Consider the following 20103-nt stretch of genomic DNA (forward strand, 5'->3'; position numbering starts at 1 on the left):
CGTTTGATCTTATTGTCATATCCACCTTTAAGATACAAATCTTAAAGGGACAATAAAAACAAAGGCTGTCCAATTTTACTTTTTGGACAGCCTCTACTCGATTGCTGTTTCCCAAATAGTTAGGTTTGGAAAATTGTTTATAGAACGAATATAAATAGCATTTTTTGGTATCGAATGAATGTGCTTCGTGACACATTCTGAATATTTGTCAAATATTTTTCTATTTTTGAAACCTAACTAAGTCCAAAAACCAAAATATTGAAGAATGGAAAGCGGTGATATCAAGGAGGGAGCAAAGTTTAAAGACAGCAAGTTTAAGCAAGAGATTCATTCGAAAGTTATTCGTGCAGGAAAAAGAACTTATTTTTTCGATGTAAAAAGTACACGAAATGATGAGTATTACCTAACCATTACCGAAAGCAAAAAACGCTTTGGCGAAAACGGTAAATTCTCGTACGAGAAACACAAAATCTTTTTATACCGGGAAGACTTCACTAAGTTCATCGAAAGTCTGCAGGAAGTGGTTGATTTTATTCACGGCAAACAACCTGAAGAGCTAAGAGAGGAAGTGGAACCAGTAGCCGAGACAGAGGAAGTCGGTGAAGAGGAAAAAGTTCCGGTTAAAGACTACACCGATGTAGAGTTCGAAGATATTTAAACCGAGATTTTTTACCCCAACTCACTTAATTCCAGCCAGCGTAATTCTTTTTCGTCGAGCTGCGATTTCATGTCATCTAATTGCAACGATTTTTCATATAATTCGTCGTGCTTCAGCGTGCCCGAATTGAGCAAATCTTCCAATTCGCCAATCTGTTCTTCCAGTTCCGGGATTTCGTTTTCCAACTGCTCGAACTCGCGTTTTTCCTTAAACGATAATTTCTTTTTTGTTTGTGGTTGAGAAGGTTTCGCCACAGCTTCCGATTTTGCTTTGGCTTCCGCTTTCTTTTTCGCTTCGGCTTTGGCTTTTTGTTGCTCCTCTTCCTCCACTTTATTGCGGTAAACCGTGTAATTCCCTGGGAAGTCGGTAATCGCTCCTTCGCCTTCAAAAACAAAGAGGTGATCCACAATTTTATCCATAAAAAAGCGGTCGTGCGAAACCACCACCACGCAACCTGCAAACGACTGAAGATAATCTTCCAGCACATTCAGCGTCATAATATCCAGGTCGTTGGTTGGCTCATCCAGGATGAGGAAATTCGGATTTTGCATCAACACCGTGCAAAGGTACAAGCGCCGCTGTTCGCCACCACTCAGCTTTTCAATGTAGTTGTATTGCGTTTCCGGCGGGAAAAGAAAATGTGTCAGCATTTGTGTCGCACTCATCTTCGTTCCATCCTCAAAATGAATAAACTCAGCAATTTTTTGCACGGCTTCAATTACTTTTTCCCGCGGATCGAAAGCAATTCCTTCCTGGCGGTAGTACCCAAATTTTATGGTCTGACCGATTTCAATGGCACCTGAATCGGGCGTTAATGTTTGGGTCAACAGATTGAGGAAAGTCGATTTCCCGGTACCGTTTTTGCCCACGATTCCCACTTTCTCGAAACGTTGAAATTTATACGAAAAATCTTCGATCAGCTTAACGCCGGGGAACGATTTGGAGACATGCTCCAACTCGACAATCTTTTTGCCCAGTCGCGCCGATTTTACGTTCATTTCCACCTTGTCTTCCCGAATATTTTGCGAGGCTTTGTTTTTCAGATCCTGAAATGCATCAACGCGGTATTTTGCTTTGTGGCTTCTTGCTTTTGGCATGCGGCGCATCCACTCAATTTCGGTTCGCATCAGGTTTTTAGCCTTTGAAATGCTGGCCTGTTGCATGGCAATGCGTTCGTCGCGTTTTTCCAAGAAATAGGAGTAATTGCCCTGGTAACGATAAATCTGGTTGTCCTCCATTTCGATGATCTCGTTGCAAACACGATCAAGGAAATAGCGGTCGTGCGTTACCATGAGTAGCGTCGATTTTGTTTTCTCGAGATATGCTTCCAGCCATTCAATCATTTCCAGATCGAGGTGGTTGGTAGGCTCGTCAAGAATCAGTAAATCGGGTTGGTTAATCAGCACTTTTGCCAGTGCCAGTCGTTTTTGCTGCCCACCCGAAAGCTCCGAAACTTTCTGTTCAAGGAAATTAATCTTGAGCTCAGTAAGAATCTGTTTTATTTCCACTTCAATGGCCCAGGCATTCAGCTCGTCCATTTTTGCCGAAATAGCTGTAATTTCATCCTGTTTGTTGTGGGCCATAGCCAGCTCGAAAGCTTTTACTGTTTTTATCTTTTCGTTGTCGCTTTCAAAAACCTCCTCAATAACCGTGTTGTTCGGATTCAAGTCAGGAATCTGCTCGAAATAGCCCATTTTAACGTCGTTGCTGAGGGTAATGATGCCTTCGTCGGGCGATTCCTTACCGGCTAAAAGATCGAGCAGGGATGATTTTCCTGTTCCGTTTTTTGCAATCAAAGCAACTTTGGCTCCTTCAAAAACAGTGAAGGATATATTTTCGAAAAGCATTAACTCTCCCCAACGTTTCGAGAGGTTTTCGGCTTGTAAAAATGGTTTCATGATTTACGATTTGTTTTGCGAAGAATCGTCTTGTTGTTCTTCTTGTAAGGCCATGCTGTCTTTGTAATCAAACAACATATTCAGGAAAGTAGGAATGTTCTCAGCCGTGGCACTGTTGGGCGAATTGCTTAAAATTGCAATACCAATATCTTCCTGGTCGCAAACGGCAATTTCAGCTTTGTAACCCAAAACATATCCGCCGTGGTAGGCAATTTCGCGACCTTTGTAATCAACAATTCGCCAGCCAATGCCGTATCGTTTTGATTTTACATCGCGGCCCCAGCTACGGAAATAGGTGCGTTTTAGCGGCGAATTTACCTGCGGCGTAAAAACCGTTTGACGGGCTTTTGTATCGAAAAGCTCCGAGTCATCGTCGGTTAAAGTACACAGAAAATTACCCAGATCGGAAATACTGGCGTTAACACCGGCTGCCGGAGCAGTGGAGTAATAACGGTCGTTCAAACGCATTGGGCTGTAATGATTGTGCCCGCGATTGTAATGCGGATAGGCTTTGTTATTGTTGTTTTTAAAATCTTCGAAATTTACCGATGCATCGGCCATTCCAAATGGCTGAAACAGTTTTTCTTTCATCACCGATTCAAAAGTTTGCTGCGTTTTTGCACACGTAATCGGATCGTAAATGCTGTAAACCACATTTTGGTAGGCATAAAGTTGCCCGGGAGCAGCAGTCTGGTCAACCTGGTCTAATCGCTCAATAATTTTTTCCAGCGGCACTTTGTCTTCAACCATCAGGTCGTATGCGTGTGGAATTAATCCGGAAGTGTGACTCAGTAAATGTCGAACGGTAAGTTGGTTGGTGTATTCCGGATTTTTTAGTTTGAAATTAGGAAGGTAATCAACAATGCGGTCGTCGAGTTTTACAATATTTTCTTCATCAAGAATTCCGGCCAAAACACCGGTTACCGATTTTGAAACAGAAGCCAGGCGAAAAACAGTATTTTCATTTACGGGATTTTTCTCGCCCGCTTTACGAACGCCGAAGCATTTTACCAGTGCTATTTTTCCTTTGTAGGTAATTACAGCTGCAGCGCCAACAGTACCCGATTCTTTTAAATTTTGTTCCAGTAAACTATCAAAAAGTGTAACTGTATTCTCAATCTCAACAACGGGATTATACTCGGGCTCAATAGTAGCCAGCTGCTGTGCGACTTGTGCTTCTGCCTTGTCTGTTCCAATAAACGACTGTAATTTGAAAGCCAGAATTGCCAACCCTACTATTACCACAACTACGTAAATTCTTCTCTTCAAAACCATTCCTCCTTCACAATTTCAAACAAAAATAGAATTTATCTGCTTGATTTTTAGGTCGAGGGGAATTTTCTCTGCATTTTTTATTCACGATGAAGTTTTAATAACCTACGAAAAAGGAAAAAGCCGGATGAACCGGCTTTTTATTTTGCTGTTTAATTATTACTTAAAACCATTTCACATAAGGGGGCGAAACGATGCTTAAGTAATTCTTATGATATGACTACGCTTATTTATTTTTGTTACAGCTGATGGTAAAAAAAATCAGTTATTTTTGAAAAAAACAGGAAATGAGAAAAAAGGAACGCTTCGAATATATTATCGATTATTTTGAAAAATCAATGCCAATTGCTGAAACAGAGCTCGATTACGAAAATCCGTTTGAGTTGATTGTGGCAGTAATTTTATCGGCTCAATGCACCGACAAACGGGTAAATCAAATCACTCCGGAATTGCTGAAACGTTTTCCAACACCTTACAAAATGGCGGAGGTGGAGCCGGCAGAAGTTTTCGATTACATTAGAAGTTGCTCGTACCCGAATAACAAAGCCAAGCACCTGGTTGGAATGGCACAAAAACTTATTGAGTTATTTGATGGAGAAGTGCCGAGCGATGTTGACGATTTACAGAAACTACCCGGTGTTGGACGAAAAACTGCGAATGTAATTGCTTCGGTAGTTTACAATAAACCGGCGCTGGCTGTTGATACACATGTTTTTAGAGTAGCTGCCCGACTAGGTTTAAGTACAAACGCAAAAACACCTTTGGCAACCGAGCAGCAGTTAATGAAATACATTCCGGAAGAACTGGTGCCCAAAGCTCATCACTGGCTTATTCTGCACGGCCGTTACACCTGTTTGGCCCGCAAACCAAAATGTGAGAAATGTGGTTTAACCGAGGTGTGTAAGTTTTATCAAAAGGAAGTGAAGAAGTAATTTCTACTTATTCGATTCATGAATGTTCGTTAAGAGTCATAATTAGTACGTACCCTATCCGTCAGCTGACGGATTCAGGGGCTTCATGTCAAATTGATGACTTTGAGTGATTAAAGATGCTGAAACGAGTTCAGCATGACGTTGCAAAAATGATTATGATACAATACGGCTATTCAATTTCATTCTAAAGTTTTGGCCGTTTCCTGAATTATCTTCCAGGCATTGTTAACGTGCTTTTCTTCGCTATGTGTTTGCCCGATATTCATGCGAAGCACTACCTGCCCGTTTATTTTAGTATGGGTGAAAAAGATCTTGCCGGCTTCGTTGATGGTATTCATCAGTTTCAGGTTGAACGCATCGTCGGATTTATGACGGAAGCACACCAGGTTCATTGTTGTTGGAACAACCACTTCGAAATCTTCAGAATCGTTTACCCGGTTTTCAAACGCTTTGGCAAGCCGGACATGTTCGTGAATAAGGTGCTGAAGTCCTTCAACGCCGTAATGACGAATTACAAACCACAATTTTAGCGCCCGGAAACGTCGCCCCAGTTGAATGTGCCAGTCGCGGTAATCAAACACTTCGCCCGATTCGGTGGCTTTGTTGCGTAAATATTCGGGGAGAATTGAAAAGGTATTGATGAGTTCAGAACGGTTAGCCACCCAAAATACGTTACAGTCGAAGTTGGTAAACATCCATTTGTGTGGATTAAAACTGTAACTGTCGGCCAACTCAACGCCATCGGCTAAATGTCTGAATTCCGGGCAAAGCATAGCTGTTCCCAGAGACGCCGCATCAATATGGAACCAACACTTTTCCTGTTTACTGATTCTGCCAATCTCGGGCAGCGGATCAATAGCAGTTGATGAGGTGGTGCCAATGGTTCCGCAAACAAAAAACGGAATGAGTCCGTTGGCGCGGTCTTCTTTTATTTGTTGTTCGAGCAGGTCTGTCCGCATTGAGCAGTTTTCATCTACATCAATCAATCGCAAATTGGCCCGCCCGATTCCGGCAATTTTAATTCCTTTTTCTACCGATGAGTGCGTTTGCGACGAAACATAAGCCACCAACTTTTTATCCAGTCCGTCTTCGTTGGTTTTAAATCCGGTAACTCGTTCCCGTGCTGCAATAATCGCCGTTAAGGCGGCAGTTGATGCGGTATCCTGAATAACACCGCCACCCGACGATGTTGACCGGAATTGTTCGGGCATGTCCATCATATCGGCCAGCCAGTCGAGTACGCGGGTTTCAACTTCCGTAGCTGCCGGACTGGTTGCCCACAGCATTCCCTGCACACCAAGTCCGGAGGAAACCAAATCGCCTAAAATTGATGGGAAAGAAGTATTGGCATTAAAATAAGCGAAAAAGTTGGGCGACTGCCAGTGTGTAATTCCCGGCATAATTTTCTCATCCAGGTCTTTAATCATATCGTCGATGCTTTCGCCTTGTTGCGGTGCTGCATCCGGTAATGAGTTCAGAATATCGCCGGGTTTTACCTGCGAAAGAACAGGATAATCTTCAATCTGTTCGTAATAATCAGCAATCCAGTCGATAATCTTTTTGCCTTCTTTCCGAAACTGTTCCGGGCTCATATGGTAGTTAAGCTTTTCCAATTTTTTGTGGTTTTGATTGTTAGAATTGCGTTTCACGATAAGGGTGAAATCTTTTTACCTGACTTCAAAATGGGTATACGATTCAATAACATGAAGTTCGGTGTGGTGAACACTTTTTACAAGGGAGAGGGGAGGACCAACCCAAAGGTAATCAACTAGTGTTTTTACCGCAGGTTCGGGGCCTTGTGCCAGCACCATTACACCGCCATCGACTGTATTACGCACCCAACCGGTAACATTTAGTAATTTGGCCTGTTGCTGCACGTAGTAGCGAAAACCTACTCCCTGAACCCGGCCGGTAACTCTTATTTCGTATTGAACCATATTTTTACACTCAAGCAAGCGTAAAAGTAATAAGAATAATGTTGAAAGTTTGCTTAAGCTTGTACCAAATAGTCGGTCAGTTCTTTTTTGGTTGCTTTGTATTTACCGGTTAAAGAGGAATCGGCCGAATGCAGTTGATTAACAATTCGTGAAACCTGGTTCAGAACATCCACGCATCCATCGTACGAGCGGTTAATTTTGCTTTGAACTACCCAGTCCATAATTAGATTGTCGAAAAAGTAATCGGCAAAAGTAGTCAGTCCAACCAACTGTAAATCCATTGAACTAACCTGGTTTATCTGAACGTCTTTAAGTTCGCGGTTGAATTTACGAAGCCAATACTGTACATCATGGATCAGTGCTTTTGCATCGTCCATTTTCGAGTGTTTTACTGCCGTTGCAATTAATCCTCCGCCAATCATATCAAATGTTCCCCAGTTCTGTGCTTTGCGCAAAGATTCCAATGCCAGCTTTAACCCTTTAATAGCCAATTCGCCGGCATGAATTGCTTCATTTACTTCTTTCTTTTGCGAAAAGTAGTTTCCAAGTAATTCTTCATATTTCTGAAGCGTACCATCGTTTGCGGCTTTCAAGTGCTGCTCTTTTTCCGATAAAAGCGCTTTGTAATCTTTTTCAGGATTTCCGCATTGCTGTAGTTCGCGAGTTAAACTATCAAGCTCTTGTTTCAGGTTGATAATCTGTTTTTGGCAATTCTCAAATTTTAGTTTGGCTGCCAGAAATTCCTGCCGCTCTTTATTAAGCTTCTTCTCTTTCGTTCCTAAAATATCATGAAAAAGGCTGGTTAATCCACCTTCTTCCAGTCGCTTTACATCTTCAAATTCTTTTTGTAGTTCCTTTTTTAGCCGAACTAATTTATCCTGTTCCTGTGTGAGTTCGTTTTGAGTACGGTGTAAAAGTTTCTCGATGCGGTTTTTTTCTTCCGCGCTTTCTTTCAATTGAATGAGGTTCATGTTGAATTGATTGTTTTTTGTAAAAATAGAAAAAGATTTTTCCCTGGGTTAATTTTTAAATACTTCTACATTCTCGGGTTGTACCAGTGCCCAGATTGAATAAACACCAATTCCCGTTCCGATAGGGAAACTAAACAAATTCAGCACTGAAATAATGAGTGTGAGAATTCGTGCCCATTCTTTACGTTTGAATAAACCTATTCCGGCAAGTATGCCCGGCAAGCTCACAATAAACGCAACAATCATAATTACGTTGGCAATAATTGAAAGTACAAATTCTGCTTCGTGATCATCGGCAAAAGCTCCAATTACGTGAAAAAGGATAAAAATAGCGGTGGCAATTATTAGCCCGAAAATGCTATAAACAATTTGCAGCGTAGCAACTACGTTAATGTGTTTTTCCATGATTTGTTGTTTTTTGTTTTTATGAATTTACAAAATTGAGGAGCAAGGCGGCGAAACTTTTAGACGAACAGCAACAATTTGCCGTTAAATTAGTTATTTAGATAAGCTTAGTTATTTAGAAAACTGTAATTTTGCAGCGGAAATTTTGAAAAAATTAGAATATGGAAATATTGAAAGTTGTTTTATTAGCAGTGGCCTTGCTGGGAGTTGGAATGTTGGGGATGGCACTAAGGATTGTGTTTCTGAAAGGCGGAAAATTTCCGAATACGCACGTTGGAGGAAACGCGCATTTAAAGAAAAACGGTGTTTATTGTGCAACCACACAAGATAAATTGGCACAGCGCGATGCCCGAAAAGAACTGCAATTCAAAAAAATGAATTTAATAACAGATACGGAAGCCGGTAAATAACCGGCTTTTTTTATTCAGTGAGCCCCAAATTACAGGAGTGAAACGAACTGTATTTTAATGGTCGAACTAATCCCGATAGTGGAGCGTATCGGGATAAATGAGTCAATATTCCGATACTTCATCTTTTTAAGTAAAGGTTTTCCATATTGATACTTTGTAAGCTTGCAGCGAGATAGTTTATTTCCTGAGCATTTCTTCAAAACCTTCCGACATATAAACCTGGTTTTCACCATTCTCGTCGGCATAAATAAAATAGATTTCCATACCCGGCACCAGTCGTGCAATTTCAATACCCGCATCTTTACCCAATACCATAAACGCAGTGGCAAAAGCATCGGCGGTCATACAATCTCTGGCAATTACCGAAGCGCTTAATAAGCTGTGTTGTACCGGGTAACCCGAAATGGGGTCGATGGTGTGCGCATATTTTTTACCGTCTTCTTCGTAAAAGTTCAGGTAATTACCTGATGTTGCCATGGCGCGGTTATTCAGCATTAATGCAGCACTTAACTCGTTCTCAAAAGGATTCTCGATGGGCTCGCGAATGCCGATTGTCCACACTTTATGTTTGTCGTTTACGCCTTTTGCCACAACTTCACCGCCAATGTCAACCATGTAATTCAAACAACCTTTCTTTTGCAGAAATTCGCCGATCAGGTCGCAGGTGTAACCTTTGGCAATGGCACTCATATTAATCGTCATGTGCGGATTTTCTTTTACGATTTGGCCATTTTCGAAGCGGATTTTTTCATATCCACAAATTTGCTTTAACGAATCAACTTTTTCAGCTGTCATTTTTTGGCGGTCTTCAGGGCCAAATCCCCACGCGTTTATTAGCGGACCGGCAGTAATATCGAAAGCTCCATGTGTAATTAGTGCAATTTCCTCTGCCTTTAAAAAGCAGGTTGTAAATTCTTGTTCAAGTTCAACCGGAGAATTGTTGTTTACTTTGGTAATGGTTGACTGCTTGTCGTAATGCGAAAAAATGCGCGACAGGCGTTGTAACTCTTCATCAATGGCTGGCTGCAGGTCTTCTCCCTTTGGGCTTTCATATTTTATGCTGTAGTAAGTGCCGTAAATCGTTCCGTTATTGGCAATGTATTTTGATGTGCTGGTAGTGCAGGCTTGAAAAATAAGGATCAATCCTAATAGGAGAAGTATTCGCTGATTCATTTTTATGTAGTTGAATTTGCTGCGAATTTAGGAAATTTATGCGCAAGGAACGGTGATACGGAATGGAAATACGAAAGAAGTTTTTATAGAATGACCGGATTATTGTTCAGTCATGGAATCAATCAAGCGGTTGAGTTTCTCCCTTAAATCGATTAATTCTTCAACCGAGATTTTGTCGGTGTCGAGTTGGGCAACAAGCTTTTCCGGTATTTCTGCTGCCTGTGTGCGCAACTGCTGGCCTTTGTCGGTCAGGCTAACTGTTACTTTTCGTTCATCTTCTGCCGACCGGGTGCGTTTTACAATTCCCTGCACTTCCATTCGTTTTAAAAGCGGTGTAATGGTGTTGGTGTTCAGTATCAGTTTTTTGGCAATTGTGTTTACCGGCATGGAATCGTGTTCCCAAAGCACCATTAAAACCAGGTATTGTGGGTAAGTAATTCCCAGTTTATCGAGCATTGGCTGATAGGTGCGTGTTATCAGGCGCGAGGCCGCATAAATGGGGAAACAAAGCTGGTTGCTGAGTTTTAACTGTTCAAATTCCATGTGATTTATTTTCTGCAAAGATAAAAAATGAAGCCGCTATTGAAATGGTGTCAGCGGCTTCATTTTTTATAGCTTAATTTTCGAACCATTCATCAAGCATCAATATTTCGCTTATAACGTTGGGAGCCAGCGAACCAATCAACTTTCCGTCTTCATCGATCAGGAATTTTTGGAAGTTCCATTCGATTTTGGTGTCAGCCACTCCGTTTAGCTCCTTTTTTGTGAGCCATTCGTAAATGGGATCGGTACTTACCTTTTCTGCTTTATTTTCATCGGGCGGGTACGCCGTGTAAATGTAATCGCAAACCGACACTTTATCCATCATCGGGAATGTTATACCGTAATTGGAGGTGCAAAATTCTAGAATTTCTTCGCTGGAACCCGGATCTTGCTTTAAAAAGTTGTTGGCAGGAAATCCGATAATTTCAAATTTCTCCTTGTCCAGTGATTCGTAGAGTTTTTGCAATAGTTCGAATTGCGGTGTCAATCCGCATTTGCTAGCTGTGTTCACCACTAAAACCTTTTTGCCTTTTAGTTGGGCAAGGTCGAAATCGTTGCCGTTAATGTCTTTCACCACAAAATCGTGAAAGGTTTTTAGTGCAGGTTTGTCTTCGCCTTTTTCAGCAGAAAATGAAGGTGCTGCCTGAAATACAAGTAAAGTTGCAATAGTAAAAAATGCAAGTAACTGTTTCATTTTAAAAGTCTTTTATCGGTTATTAATTTCTTCAAGAATTCAATTCTGTTGTTAACCATTTAATTCTGCAAAAGTTTTGCGATGTGGCTTTCCAGTTTTTCGGGTTTTGTTGTTGGGGCGAATCGTTTTACCGGATTACCGTTAGCATCGATCAGGAACTTTGTAAAATTCCATTTGATCTTACTGCCCAAAGTTCCGCCCAGTTCTTTTTTCAGGTATTTGTAAATGGGGTGAGCATTATCGCCATTTACATCAATTTTCGAGAACATGGGAAAAGTAACGCCATAATTAAGAAGACAACCTTCAGCAATCGATTTTTCATCGCCAGGCTCCTGATTGGCAAACTGGTTACACGGAAATCCCAGAATCACCAATCCTTTGTCCTTATAATCTTTATAGAGTTTTTCCAGCCCTTCAAATTGTGGTGTTAATCCACATTTACTGGCGGTGTTTACTACCAAAACTGTTTTCCCTTTGTAGTTGTCCATGGCAACTTCTTTGCCCTGTAAACTTGTTGCTTTAAATTGATAAAAATTGTTTTCCATTGTATAATTGTTTTTATATGCTTTCTTAAAATATCGTGCGCGATACAAATATAAGAATAATTCGATATGTCGCAAGCGATATAAAACAAATCATAATAAAAAGAAGGGATAAATTCATATTTCGAAAAACTGTTCGTACTTTTGCGAACAACGAACAATGCACCCCCTATCTTCGTCCCTCAGATTGTCCCCCTAGAGGATGAATCGCAATGAAGATAGGTCTGTAAGTGAATAAATAGATAGCAAAAGATAGATGGAAGAACAAATTATTTCAGATAAGCAACAAAAAATAGCCCGTTATGCAAAAGCGCTGGGACATCCGGTACGTGTGTATGTATTGCAATTACTGGGCAAACAAAGTTGTTGTTATAGTGGCGATTTAAGTGACGAGCTGCCAATTGCAAAGTCAACTTTATCGCAACATTTAAAAGAATTAAAGGATGCAGGATTGATTCAGGGTGAAATTGAAGCTCCCCGAATTAAATATTGCGTGAACAAAGAAAACTGGGAAGAAGCGAAACAACTTTTTAGAGATTTTCTGAAATTGGATTAAAAAATATACGAAAATAGTTTGTGTTTTCGCGGACGATAAATCAAAAAAAACAACAATAAAAATGGATATAAAAGTATTAGGAACCGGCTGTGCAAAGTGCAAAAAGCTGGAACAACTAACAAGAACTGCAGTGAGTGAATTGGGTATTGAAGCCACAATTGAAAAAGTGGAAGACATCTATAAAATCATGCAGTTTGGAGTGATGAATACACCGGCGCTGGTAGTTGACGGGAAAGTTGTTATGAGTGGGCGACTTCCGGGAGATAAAGAATTGAAAGAACTTTTATCGTAAAAGCGAACGACAGAAACCGATTTAGTAATAAAAATTATCAACAACCTTTAACAGTAATATTATGAAGAAATTAATCAATATTCTTAGTGTAATATTTTTTGTTGGCGCAATGTCGGCAAATGCTCAATGTTGTTCAGGTGCAGCCAAAAGCGGGCCAAATGTATTGTGTGATGGCTGTGCTGTAGCTCCTCAATCCAGTGAAGTAAAAGCCTACTATTTTCATGCAACAAAACGTTGTGTTACCTGCCAGGCAGTGGAAAAAGTAGCTAAGGAAACGATTGAAGAGAACTACAAAGGGAAAGTAACTTTCGTGTCGATCAACCGTGAAGAGGAAAAAGATAATCCGTTGGTGAAAAAGTACAAAATTAGCGGACAAACATTGTTGCTGGTAAAAGGCGACGAAATGGTTGACCTTACCAGTTCGGCATTTATGAATGCACGCACCAACCCGGATAAATTTGAAAAGCGCTTAAAGTCTGAAATCGACGAACTGCTCTAATTAGGATGGAGGTATTACAAACAATTTTTGAGAACTCAGAAATTCCGATATTGTCGGCATTTATGCTGGGTCTTATGACTGCCATAAGCCCTTGCCCGCTGGCAACCAACATAACGGCAATCGGCTACATCAGTAAAGATATTACCAGCCAGAAAAAAGTATTTCTAAATGGCTTGGTTTATACTTTGGGACGTGCCTTTTCTTATACTGCCATTGGTTTGCTGTTCTTTTTGGGTGCCAGTCAGTTTGAGTTTTCTTCCTTTTTTCAGATCTGGGGCGAAAAAATTTTAGGTCCGTTACTGATAATAATTGGCCTTTTTATGCTTGGCGTTCTGAAGTTAACCATTCCGGGAATAGGCTCATTAACTGAAAAAATGCAAAACCGTTCGAACAGCGGATTTTGGGGTGTGTTATTGCTGGGAATTGTATTTGCACTGGCTTTTTGTCCGTACAGCGGAGTGCTTTATTTTGGAATACTGATTCCGATGACAATAAGCAGCGCCAGCGGCTTGTATCTGCCAATCGTTTTTGCGGTGGCTACAGGTATTCCCGTAATCATTTTTGCATGGCTAATTGCCTTCAGTATTGGCTCAATCGGTAACCTGTACAACAAAATGAAAACCTTTGAAATCTGGTTTCGCCGCTTAATTGCCGTGCTGTTTATTGGAGTTGGGATTTATTATATCCTGGTCATGTTTATTTTTCCTTGGTTGACGTAATAAACGGTTGAAAAAAATTTAAAGAATTAGTTCGTAAAAATACGAATGGTAAAAGAGATGAGAGAGAAAGTGATTGCATTAAACAGAAAAACAAACGGTTGGTTACTTCCGCTATTAATGTTACCCGTTTGGGTATTATTGTACATGAATCTGCAAAACATTGCCGATTTAATTATCGACGATGTGGTTGGGATGACGGCCGGAAAACATTTAACCGAAACGCTGCGCTTTTTTATTTTCGAAGTGCCAAAAGTAATGCTCCTGCTGGTGTTGATTATTTTCGGTGTGGGAATAATCCGCAGCTATTTCTCCACCGAGAAGACGCGTAAAATGTTGCAGGGGAAATCCTTGTTAACCGGAAATGTAATGTCGGCACTGTTGGGTATTGTAACTCCTTTTTGCTCGTGTTCCGCAATTCCCTTGTTTTTGGGTTTTGTTGAAGCAGGCATTCCCATTGGTGTTACCTTTTCGTTTTTAATTGCAGCACCTATGGTAAACGAGGTTGCGCTTGTTTTGTTGGTTGGTTTGTTTGGCTGGAAAGTGGCGCTAATTTATGTAGCCACCGGTTTAACGATTGCCATTCTTTCGGGTTGGCTGATCGGGAAATTGAAAATGGAAAAATACGTTGCCGACTGGGTTTACAACGTAAAAGCAAATGCCGAGGGCGTTGAAGAAGAAAGGCTTTCGTTTAGCGACCGTATTCAGAAAGGATTTGATTCGGTTCGCGAGATAGTGGGTAAAATCTGGATTTACATTATAATTGGTATCGCTGTTGGGGCCGGGGCGCACGGTTATGTTCCGGAAGATTTCCTTGGCTCGCTTCTTGGAAAAGAAAACTGGTACGGTGTTCCGCTGGCCATTTTAATGGGCGTTCCTATGTATTCCAACGCAGCCGGAATTATCCCCATTGTTAGTGTACTGATCGAAAAAGGAGTGTCGCTGGGTACTGCCCTGGCATTTATGATGTCGGTAATTGCCTTATCGCTCCCCGAAATTATCATCCTGAAGAAGGTTTTAAAGTGGCAATTAATTGCTGCATTTGTGGGCATTGTTGCTGCAGGAATTGTAATCGTAGGTTTCATTTTTAACTATGTGATGTAATTGTTTCAACTAACGATAAAACTCAAAAAATGAAAACAAAAACCATTGGATTTATTGGTGGCGGAAGGATCACAAAGATCTTTCTGCAGGCGTTTAAAAACAAAAAAGTTGTTTTTGAGAACGTTAAAGTATTTGAACCAAACAGCGAAACGCTGAGTGCACTGCAAAATTTATTTCCGGATATTGACGTTGCCGATTCGGCACAAGAGGCCGCCCAGCAGAAATTGGTAGTTTTAGCTGTTCATCCGCCGGTAATGGCCGAAACACTGGCGGCCATAAAAGATATGGTTACAGAAGATACGCAGGTACTTTCGCTGGCACCAAAAGTTACTATTGAGAAAATTGCCGCTGCTTTGGGAACTTCAAAGGTTGTTCGCATGATTCCTAATGCAACGTCCTTTATCAACAAAGGATATAATCCTGTGGCTTTTCACCCGGAAACTGATAAAAGGGCCAAAAAGAGTTTCATGAAACTGGTTAAAGCTTTAGGCAAAAACTTTGAGGTTGCAGAGAACAAACTGGAAGGATACGCCATTGTTTCGGCCATGTTGCCAACCTATTTCTGGTTTCAGTGGGAAGAGATGCTAAAAGTAGCTGTAGTCACTGGTTTGGATGAGAAAGAAGCAAAAAAAGCTGTGGAGGCCACATTGAAAAAATCGCTGTCAATTTTCTTTAAATCCGGATTAACAGCCGATGAGGTAAAAGATCTGATTCCGGTAAAACCAATTGGCGATGCAGAAGAGCAGATTAAGGAAATTTACGAGACTAAACTGTTGGGTTTATATGATAAGATCAAGGCTTAATAAAGTTACTGATTTGATGAAATTGAAGGAGGGTCGCCTAAAGGGTTACCCTCTTTTTTTGATCTCCGAAACCATAAATATTTTGGGCTTTAAGAGTTCGTTAACATATTTTTTAGAACAAAGGCCGGGTTTTGGCCGTTTAAAATTACCTTTGCATGCGAATAAAAAAAAACGAAAATTAATATGGACGAAGGCCCGTATCATAGAGAATTAAAAAATAACTCTTACCGCTAGGAGCCAAATTACCTCCTGCCGGTAACAAACAGAGGAGGTAATACCATGTTGAAAATTTTCAAAACCTTTGGTGGATACAACGAAATTGAAAAGCCGGAAAGCGGTTGCTGGATTAATGTTACGCAACCCAACGCCAACGAAATAGAACTACTTACTAAAGACTTTAATGTGCCACAGGATGTTGTGCGCGATATTCTCGATACCGATGAGCGTTCGAGGATTGAGCACGATGACGACTGGTCGCTGATTATTATCCGTATTCCGGTGCCCGACAAGGACAACGGAGTTCCGTATTTTACGGTGCCGCTCGGGATATTTATGACCGATAGTTTTACCATTACTATTTGTCAGGTGGAAAACGAGGTGCTACCTTACGATAGCCCGTCGCTGTACCGCGATAATGTTCGGCCGGTGAAAGACGTACTGAATTTTGCGTTGAAACTATTCCTGCGCACCGCCAATACTTATTTACGTTACCTGAAATACATTAACCAGCAAACCGCCATTATTGAGCAGGATCTGGAAAAATCGATCCGAAATAAGGAATTGAACCGACTGCTGAAAATGGAAAAATGCCTGGTGTTTTTTATTACATCGATAAAAGCCAACGAACTGGTTTTGGCCAAGCTAAAAAATGGAAACCGACGCTCGATTAGTGAGATCAACGAAGATTTGCTGGAAGATGCCATAATCGAAAACAAACAGGCGCTTGATATGGCACAGATTTATTCCGACATTCAAAGTGGAATGATGGATGCTTTTGCTTCGGTTATTTCAAACAACCTGAACGTGGTAATGAAACAGCTGGCTTCCATTTCCATTATTTTAATGATCCCGACACTTGTAGCCAGTTTTTACGGAATGAACGTACCAAACAATTTGGAAACACATCGTTGGGCATTTTTTCTCATCCTCGGAATTTCGGTAGTTCTGGCACTTATCGGTATCCTGATTTTCCGAAAACGAGAGTGGTTCTAAAATCAATATACCTTTAGTAAATAATTCACTTTAACCGATTATCCTTTCAATAAAATTTTTTGGGACTTTTACTCCAACCCTGAAGGGTGAAACCAAAAAAATCAATCTGGTTCCCTTTAGTGTTTAGGGTAAAACAGATTGAATTTTTCAATGAATCTGTTAAAGTAGCAATAATCAGTTTACCGTAATTTAATGATTTGTTTGGATGTATATATACGTCGGATTTGTTTTTTGACGTATATTTGCGTCAAAACAAGCAACAATGGTACAATCAAAGACAGAATTATTTGAGGAGGAGCTAAAAACACAGGCTGCCTGGTTTAAGGTGTTGGCGCACCCGGCACGTTTAAAAATATTGCAGTACCTGTCGGAAGCCAACAGTTGCATTACCGGTGATCTTTCGGAAGAATTACCATTGGGCAGAACCACCGTAAATCAGCACATTAAAGAGTTGAAAGAAGCAGGTTTGATACAAGGGCATATCGAAGGTGTTCGGACTAAATATTGTTTGAACCCGGAGAAAATTGCTGAGGTGAAAGCCGTAATCGAAGAATTCTTAAGTGCCCTGAATGCTGGTGATTATGAATGTAAATAAGCGTGATATGTATAGCTGTATTTTACTAAAAATGAATATACATATTAAATATCAATTCGTTTACGCTTATCCGCCAGCGGGTGGAAGCGAATTGATTGTTACTGGTCCCTTTAGGGACGGGGTAGTCAGTGATAATCAATTTGCAGAATAGGAATTAGCTGAAATTCAATCATAGCCAAAAAATAAATAATTTATAAAATGAAAGTATTAATTCTTTGTACAGGTAATAGCTGCCGCAGCCAGATGGCACACGGCTTTTTACAATCGTTCGATGCGCGTATTCAGGTAGAATCGGGAGGCACCGAAGCTTCCGGAAAACTCAACCGAAAAGCCGTGAAAGCAATGGCCGAAATTGGGATCGATATCAGCGGACATACTTCCGATTCGGTTCAGAAATTCTTAAACGACAAATGGGATTATGTAATTACCGTTTGTGGTGGTGCCAACGAAAATTGCCCGGCTTTTTTCGGTGAAGTGAAAAACCGCCTGCACATTGGTTTCGACGATCCGTCGCATGCCACCGGCACCGACGAGTTTATCTGGAGCGAGTTTATCCGGGTGCGCGACGAAATAAAAGAACGGTTTTTTAAACTATACGAGGACGAGATTAAACCGCAATTATAACAGGAACATGAATTTTCATTCTTTAAATTCATAAAAAGAAGAACGAAAATTGGCTCAGGACGAACTTCGTTTCACCGGGAGTCAGATTGAATACGACTGAAATAAACAATTTTTAGGAAATGAAAGCAGAGGACTTAAAGCTTATTGTAAAAGAAAAATACGGCGAAATTGCTTCGAAAAGTAATTTGCTGAAAGAAAATTCTTGTTGCGGCGTTTCGGGTTGTTGTGGCGACTTCGAGTTCAGTATGATTGGCGAAGAGTATAACAATATTGCAGGGCACAATCCTGATGCCGACCTTGCATTGGGCTGTGGATTGCCAACGCAATATGCCGGAATAAAAATCGGCGATAGTGTTTTAGACCTTGGATCGGGAGCCGGAAACGATTGTTTTGTTGCACGCGCTATTGTTGGCGAAACAGGGCATGTTACAGGAATTGATTTTACCGATGAGATGTTGAAAAAAGCCTTCCAAAACCTAAAAAAATCAGGAATTAAAAATATGGATTTCGTTAAAGGCGACATTGAAAATATGCCTTTAAACGACAACACATTCGATGTTGTGATCAGCAATTGTGTGCTTAATCTTGTTCCCGATAAACAACGGGCATTCAGCGAAATTTACCGGGTATTAAAATCGGGCGGGCATTTCTGTATTTCTGACGTGGTAGCATTGGGTAATTTGCCACAAAAATTACGTGAAGCTGCCGAAATGTATGCAGGTTGCGTTTCCGGGGCGATTCTTAAGGAGGAATACCTGGCGCTGATAAAAGAGCAGGGTTTTGCTGATGTTGAAGTAAAAGCAGAAAGGGAGATTAAAATTCCTGAGGATGTTTTGTCGAAATACATTTCTTCCGAAACCATCAATGAGATTCAGCAAAACAAAGTAGGGATTTTTAGTATTACGGTTAATGGAACAAAAAATGGGTAACAGCAAAAAACAAATCGGATTTTTTGAAAAATACCTCAGTTTGTGGGTGGCAATTTGTATTGCTGTTGGAATTGGCATTGGGCACCTGGCCGGAGACAGTATACAGGTATTGAGTAATATGGAAATTTACAAGGTGAATATTCCGGTTGCTGTTTTAATCTGGATGATGATTTACCCCATGATGCTTCAGGTTGATTTTTCGAGCATCAGGAATGTGGGGAAACGCCCCAAAGGTTTAATCCTTACTTTAATTGTAAACTGGCTGATAAAACCTTTTACCATGGCATTTTTTGCCTGGATATTTTTCTCCAAACTATATTCAGCTTTTATCTCGCCCGAACAGGCAGGTGAATACATTGCCGGCGCGATACTGCTGGGAGCAGCGCCATGTACCGCAATGGTATTTGTATGGAGCTATTTAACCAACGGAGACCCGAATTACACCCTGGTACAGGTTTCGGTTAACGACCTGATTATTTTGGTTGCGTTTATCCCGATCGTTGGTTTTCTTTTGGGCATAACAAATATTACCATTCCGTACGACACGCTGGTTGCCAGTATTATAGTATTTGTGGTAGTGCCGCTTCTGGCGGGTTATTTCACTCATAAAGTACTTGTTAAACGTAAGGGGGAAGAATGGTTTAAAAACACGTTTCTTCCGAAGTTTAAACCGGTTTCAATAATTGCCTTGTTGCTTACACTGGTTTTGTTGTTTGCTTTTCAGGGAAATATTATCGTTAATAACCCGCTGATTATTGTGCTGGTGGCCATTCCGCTGGTTATTCAAACCTACTTTATCTTTTTTATTGCCTGGTTTGGTGGAAGGAAATTGAAATTACCGCACGCCATTTGTTCTCCGGCAGCAATGATCGGTGCCAGTAATTTTTTCGAATTGGCCGTGGCTGTTGCAATTGCTTTGTTCGGGTTACAATCGCCGGCGGCAATGGTTACAGTGGTAGGTGTTTTGGTTGAAGTGCCGGTAATGCTCTCGCTGGTGAAGCTGGCCAATAAGTGGAAGTATTAAACCATGCCCTGATGAAAAGAATGAGTTAATGTGATTATCTATCATCAGGGGGCACTAAACAAGAAAGAGATTCCTCGCTTTGCTCGGAATGACAAAGGGTTAGACATTTTAGATTGTTGGGGGATGTTTTGGCGGCCTTGCCGCCAAAACATCCCCCAACCTAAACTCTCTCACTAGTTGTCATTCTGAGCGAAATAAAATGAAGCGAAAGAATCTTTAATTGAATATCCGTATTTAGTCATAGTCCAGTAATTCCAGCAATAACCAGCCTGTCAAAGAGTTTTTCTCCAAAATACCTCCGGTTTAGCTTGTAG

At 40.8% G+C, this 20103-nt stretch carries 24 protein-coding genes; 14 read left to right on the forward strand and 10 right to left on the reverse strand.

The window, feature by feature from the left end:
* Positions 1 to 265: 265 nt before the first annotated feature.
* On the forward strand, positions 266 to 658 hold the full coding sequence (locus BMW53_RS19505; protein ID WP_038559959.1) for a DUF3276 family protein: 393 nt from the start codon (positions 266 to 268) through the stop codon (positions 656 to 658).
* A gap of 11 nt (positions 659 to 669) precedes the next feature.
* Here BMW53_RS19505 and BMW53_RS19510 read toward each other — a convergent pair whose 3' ends face one another.
* Both BMW53_RS19510 and BMW53_RS19515 read right to left on the reverse strand, forming a co-directional pair.
* On the reverse strand, positions 670 to 2556 hold the full coding sequence (locus BMW53_RS19510; protein WP_038559962.1) for an ABC-F family ATP-binding cassette domain-containing protein: 1887 nt from the start codon (positions 2554 to 2556) through the stop codon (positions 670 to 672).
* A 3-nt stretch (positions 2557 to 2559) separates the two neighbouring features.
* Positions 2560 to 3825: a serine hydrolase domain-containing protein gene (locus tag BMW53_RS19515; RefSeq protein WP_168136422.1), complete on the reverse strand. Its 1266-nt coding sequence runs from the start codon at positions 3823 to 3825 to the stop codon at positions 2560 to 2562.
* Positions 3826 to 4115: 290 nt separating this feature from the next.
* Here BMW53_RS19515 and nth point away from each other — a divergent pair, with 290 nt between their 5' ends.
* Positions 4116 to 4760: an endonuclease III gene (gene nth, locus BMW53_RS19520; RefSeq protein WP_038559973.1), complete on the forward strand. Its 645-nt coding sequence runs from the start codon at positions 4116 to 4118 to the stop codon at positions 4758 to 4760.
* 179 nt (positions 4761 to 4939) lie between these two features.
* Here nth and BMW53_RS19525 read toward each other — a convergent pair whose 3' ends face one another.
* The 4 genes from BMW53_RS19525 to BMW53_RS19540 are packed head-to-tail and all read right to left on the reverse strand — an operon-like array spanning position 4940 to position 8073.
* A complete protein-coding gene (locus BMW53_RS19525) occupies positions 4940 to 6373 on the reverse strand; it encodes a pyridoxal-dependent decarboxylase (protein ID WP_217643010.1) in 1434 nt (477 codons plus the stop codon).
* A 54-nt stretch (positions 6374 to 6427) separates the two neighbouring features.
* The gene (locus BMW53_RS19530) at positions 6428 to 6697 is read right to left on the reverse strand and encodes an acylphosphatase (RefSeq protein ID WP_038559977.1); all 270 of its coding nucleotides are present in this window, start codon (positions 6695 to 6697) and stop codon (positions 6428 to 6430) included.
* A gap of 53 nt (positions 6698 to 6750) precedes the next feature.
* Entirely contained in the window at positions 6751 to 7668 is a 918-nt protein-coding gene (locus BMW53_RS19535; protein ID WP_038559982.1) for a hypothetical protein, read from the reverse strand.
* Between the two features lie 48 nt (positions 7669 to 7716).
* Positions 7717 to 8073 carry a hypothetical protein gene (locus BMW53_RS19540; RefSeq protein WP_038559987.1) on the reverse strand — a complete coding sequence of 119 codons (357 nt, stop codon included), beginning with the start codon at positions 8071 to 8073 and terminating at the stop codon, positions 7717 to 7719.
* A gap of 161 nt (positions 8074 to 8234) precedes the next feature.
* Here BMW53_RS19540 and BMW53_RS19545 point away from each other — a divergent pair, with 161 nt between their 5' ends.
* The gene (locus tag BMW53_RS19545; RefSeq protein ID WP_074781135.1) at positions 8235 to 8483 is read left to right on the forward strand and encodes a hypothetical protein; all 249 of its coding nucleotides are present in this window, start codon (positions 8235 to 8237) and stop codon (positions 8481 to 8483) included.
* Between the two features lie 177 nt (positions 8484 to 8660).
* On the opposite strand, the gene BMW53_RS19550 is transcribed toward BMW53_RS19545, so the two are convergent.
* From BMW53_RS19550 to BMW53_RS19565, 4 genes are all read right to left on the reverse strand, one after another.
* A complete protein-coding gene (locus BMW53_RS19550; protein ID WP_038559992.1) occupies positions 8661 to 9656 on the reverse strand; it encodes an FAD:protein FMN transferase in 996 nt (331 codons plus the stop codon).
* A 99-nt stretch (positions 9657 to 9755) separates the two neighbouring features.
* Positions 9756 to 10199: a MarR family winged helix-turn-helix transcriptional regulator gene (locus BMW53_RS19555; protein WP_038559996.1), complete on the reverse strand. Its 444-nt coding sequence runs from the start codon at positions 10197 to 10199 to the stop codon at positions 9756 to 9758.
* Positions 10200 to 10272: 73 nt separating this feature from the next.
* Positions 10273 to 10893, reverse strand: coding sequence for a glutathione peroxidase (locus tag BMW53_RS19560; protein WP_051567903.1), 621 nt, complete (start codon positions 10891 to 10893; stop codon positions 10273 to 10275).
* Positions 10894 to 10952: 59 nt separating this feature from the next.
* Entirely contained in the window at positions 10953 to 11438 is a 486-nt protein-coding gene (locus BMW53_RS19565) for a glutathione peroxidase (RefSeq protein WP_038559998.1), read from the reverse strand.
* Between the two features lie 253 nt (positions 11439 to 11691).
* Between BMW53_RS19565 and BMW53_RS19570 the strand changes: the two genes are divergently transcribed.
* From BMW53_RS19570 to arsB, 11 genes are all read left to right on the forward strand, one after another.
* A complete protein-coding gene (locus tag BMW53_RS19570; protein ID WP_038560002.1) occupies positions 11692 to 11991 on the forward strand; it encodes an ArsR/SmtB family transcription factor in 300 nt (99 codons plus the stop codon).
* Positions 11992 to 12052: 61 nt separating this feature from the next.
* Positions 12053 to 12283, forward strand: coding sequence for a thioredoxin family protein (locus BMW53_RS19575; protein WP_038560007.1), 231 nt, complete (start codon positions 12053 to 12055; stop codon positions 12281 to 12283).
* Between the two features lie 61 nt (positions 12284 to 12344).
* Positions 12345 to 12782 (forward strand): nitrophenyl compound nitroreductase subunit ArsF family protein, encoded by a 438-nt coding sequence (locus BMW53_RS19580; protein WP_038560010.1) that lies wholly within the window; start codon positions 12345 to 12347, stop codon positions 12780 to 12782.
* Between the two features lie 5 nt (positions 12783 to 12787).
* Complete coding sequence (locus BMW53_RS19585; protein ID WP_038560013.1) at positions 12788 to 13501, forward strand: aromatic aminobenezylarsenical efflux permease ArsG family transporter; 714 nt, start codon at positions 12788 to 12790, stop codon at positions 13499 to 13501.
* Positions 13502 to 13546: 45 nt separating this feature from the next.
* A complete protein-coding gene (locus BMW53_RS19590; protein ID WP_038560016.1) occupies positions 13547 to 14602 on the forward strand; it encodes a permease in 1056 nt (351 codons plus the stop codon).
* Between the two features lie 29 nt (positions 14603 to 14631).
* Complete coding sequence (locus BMW53_RS19595) at positions 14632 to 15405, forward strand: pyrroline-5-carboxylate reductase family protein (protein ID WP_038560020.1); 774 nt, start codon at positions 14632 to 14634, stop codon at positions 15403 to 15405.
* Between the two features lie 279 nt (positions 15406 to 15684).
* Positions 15685 to 16617, forward strand: a complete 933-nt coding sequence (locus BMW53_RS19605; protein WP_051567904.1) for a magnesium transporter CorA family protein — start codon at positions 15685 to 15687, stop codon at positions 16615 to 16617.
* A gap of 262 nt (positions 16618 to 16879) precedes the next feature.
* On the forward strand, positions 16880 to 17212 hold the full coding sequence (locus BMW53_RS19610) for an ArsR/SmtB family transcription factor (RefSeq protein WP_038560029.1): 333 nt from the start codon (positions 16880 to 16882) through the stop codon (positions 17210 to 17212).
* A 198-nt stretch (positions 17213 to 17410) separates the two neighbouring features.
* Positions 17411 to 17836, forward strand: a complete 426-nt coding sequence (locus tag BMW53_RS19615) for an arsenate reductase ArsC (protein ID WP_038560034.1) — start codon at positions 17411 to 17413, stop codon at positions 17834 to 17836.
* 119 nt (positions 17837 to 17955) lie between these two features.
* Positions 17956 to 18765: an arsenite methyltransferase gene (arsM, locus tag BMW53_RS19620; protein WP_038560039.1), complete on the forward strand. Its 810-nt coding sequence runs from the start codon at positions 17956 to 17958 to the stop codon at positions 18763 to 18765.
* On the forward strand, positions 18758 to 19789 hold the full coding sequence (arsB, locus tag BMW53_RS19625) for an ACR3 family arsenite efflux transporter (RefSeq protein ID WP_038564925.1): 1032 nt from the start codon (positions 18758 to 18760) through the stop codon (positions 19787 to 19789). The genes arsM and arsB overlap by 8 nt, the downstream gene beginning before the upstream one ends.
* The last annotated feature ends 314 nt before the right edge of the window (positions 19790 to 20103 follow it).

This window comes from Draconibacterium orientale, assembly GCF_900111425.1.
Classification (GTDB): Bacteria; Bacteroidota; Bacteroidia; order Bacteroidales; family Prolixibacteraceae; genus Draconibacterium; species Draconibacterium orientale.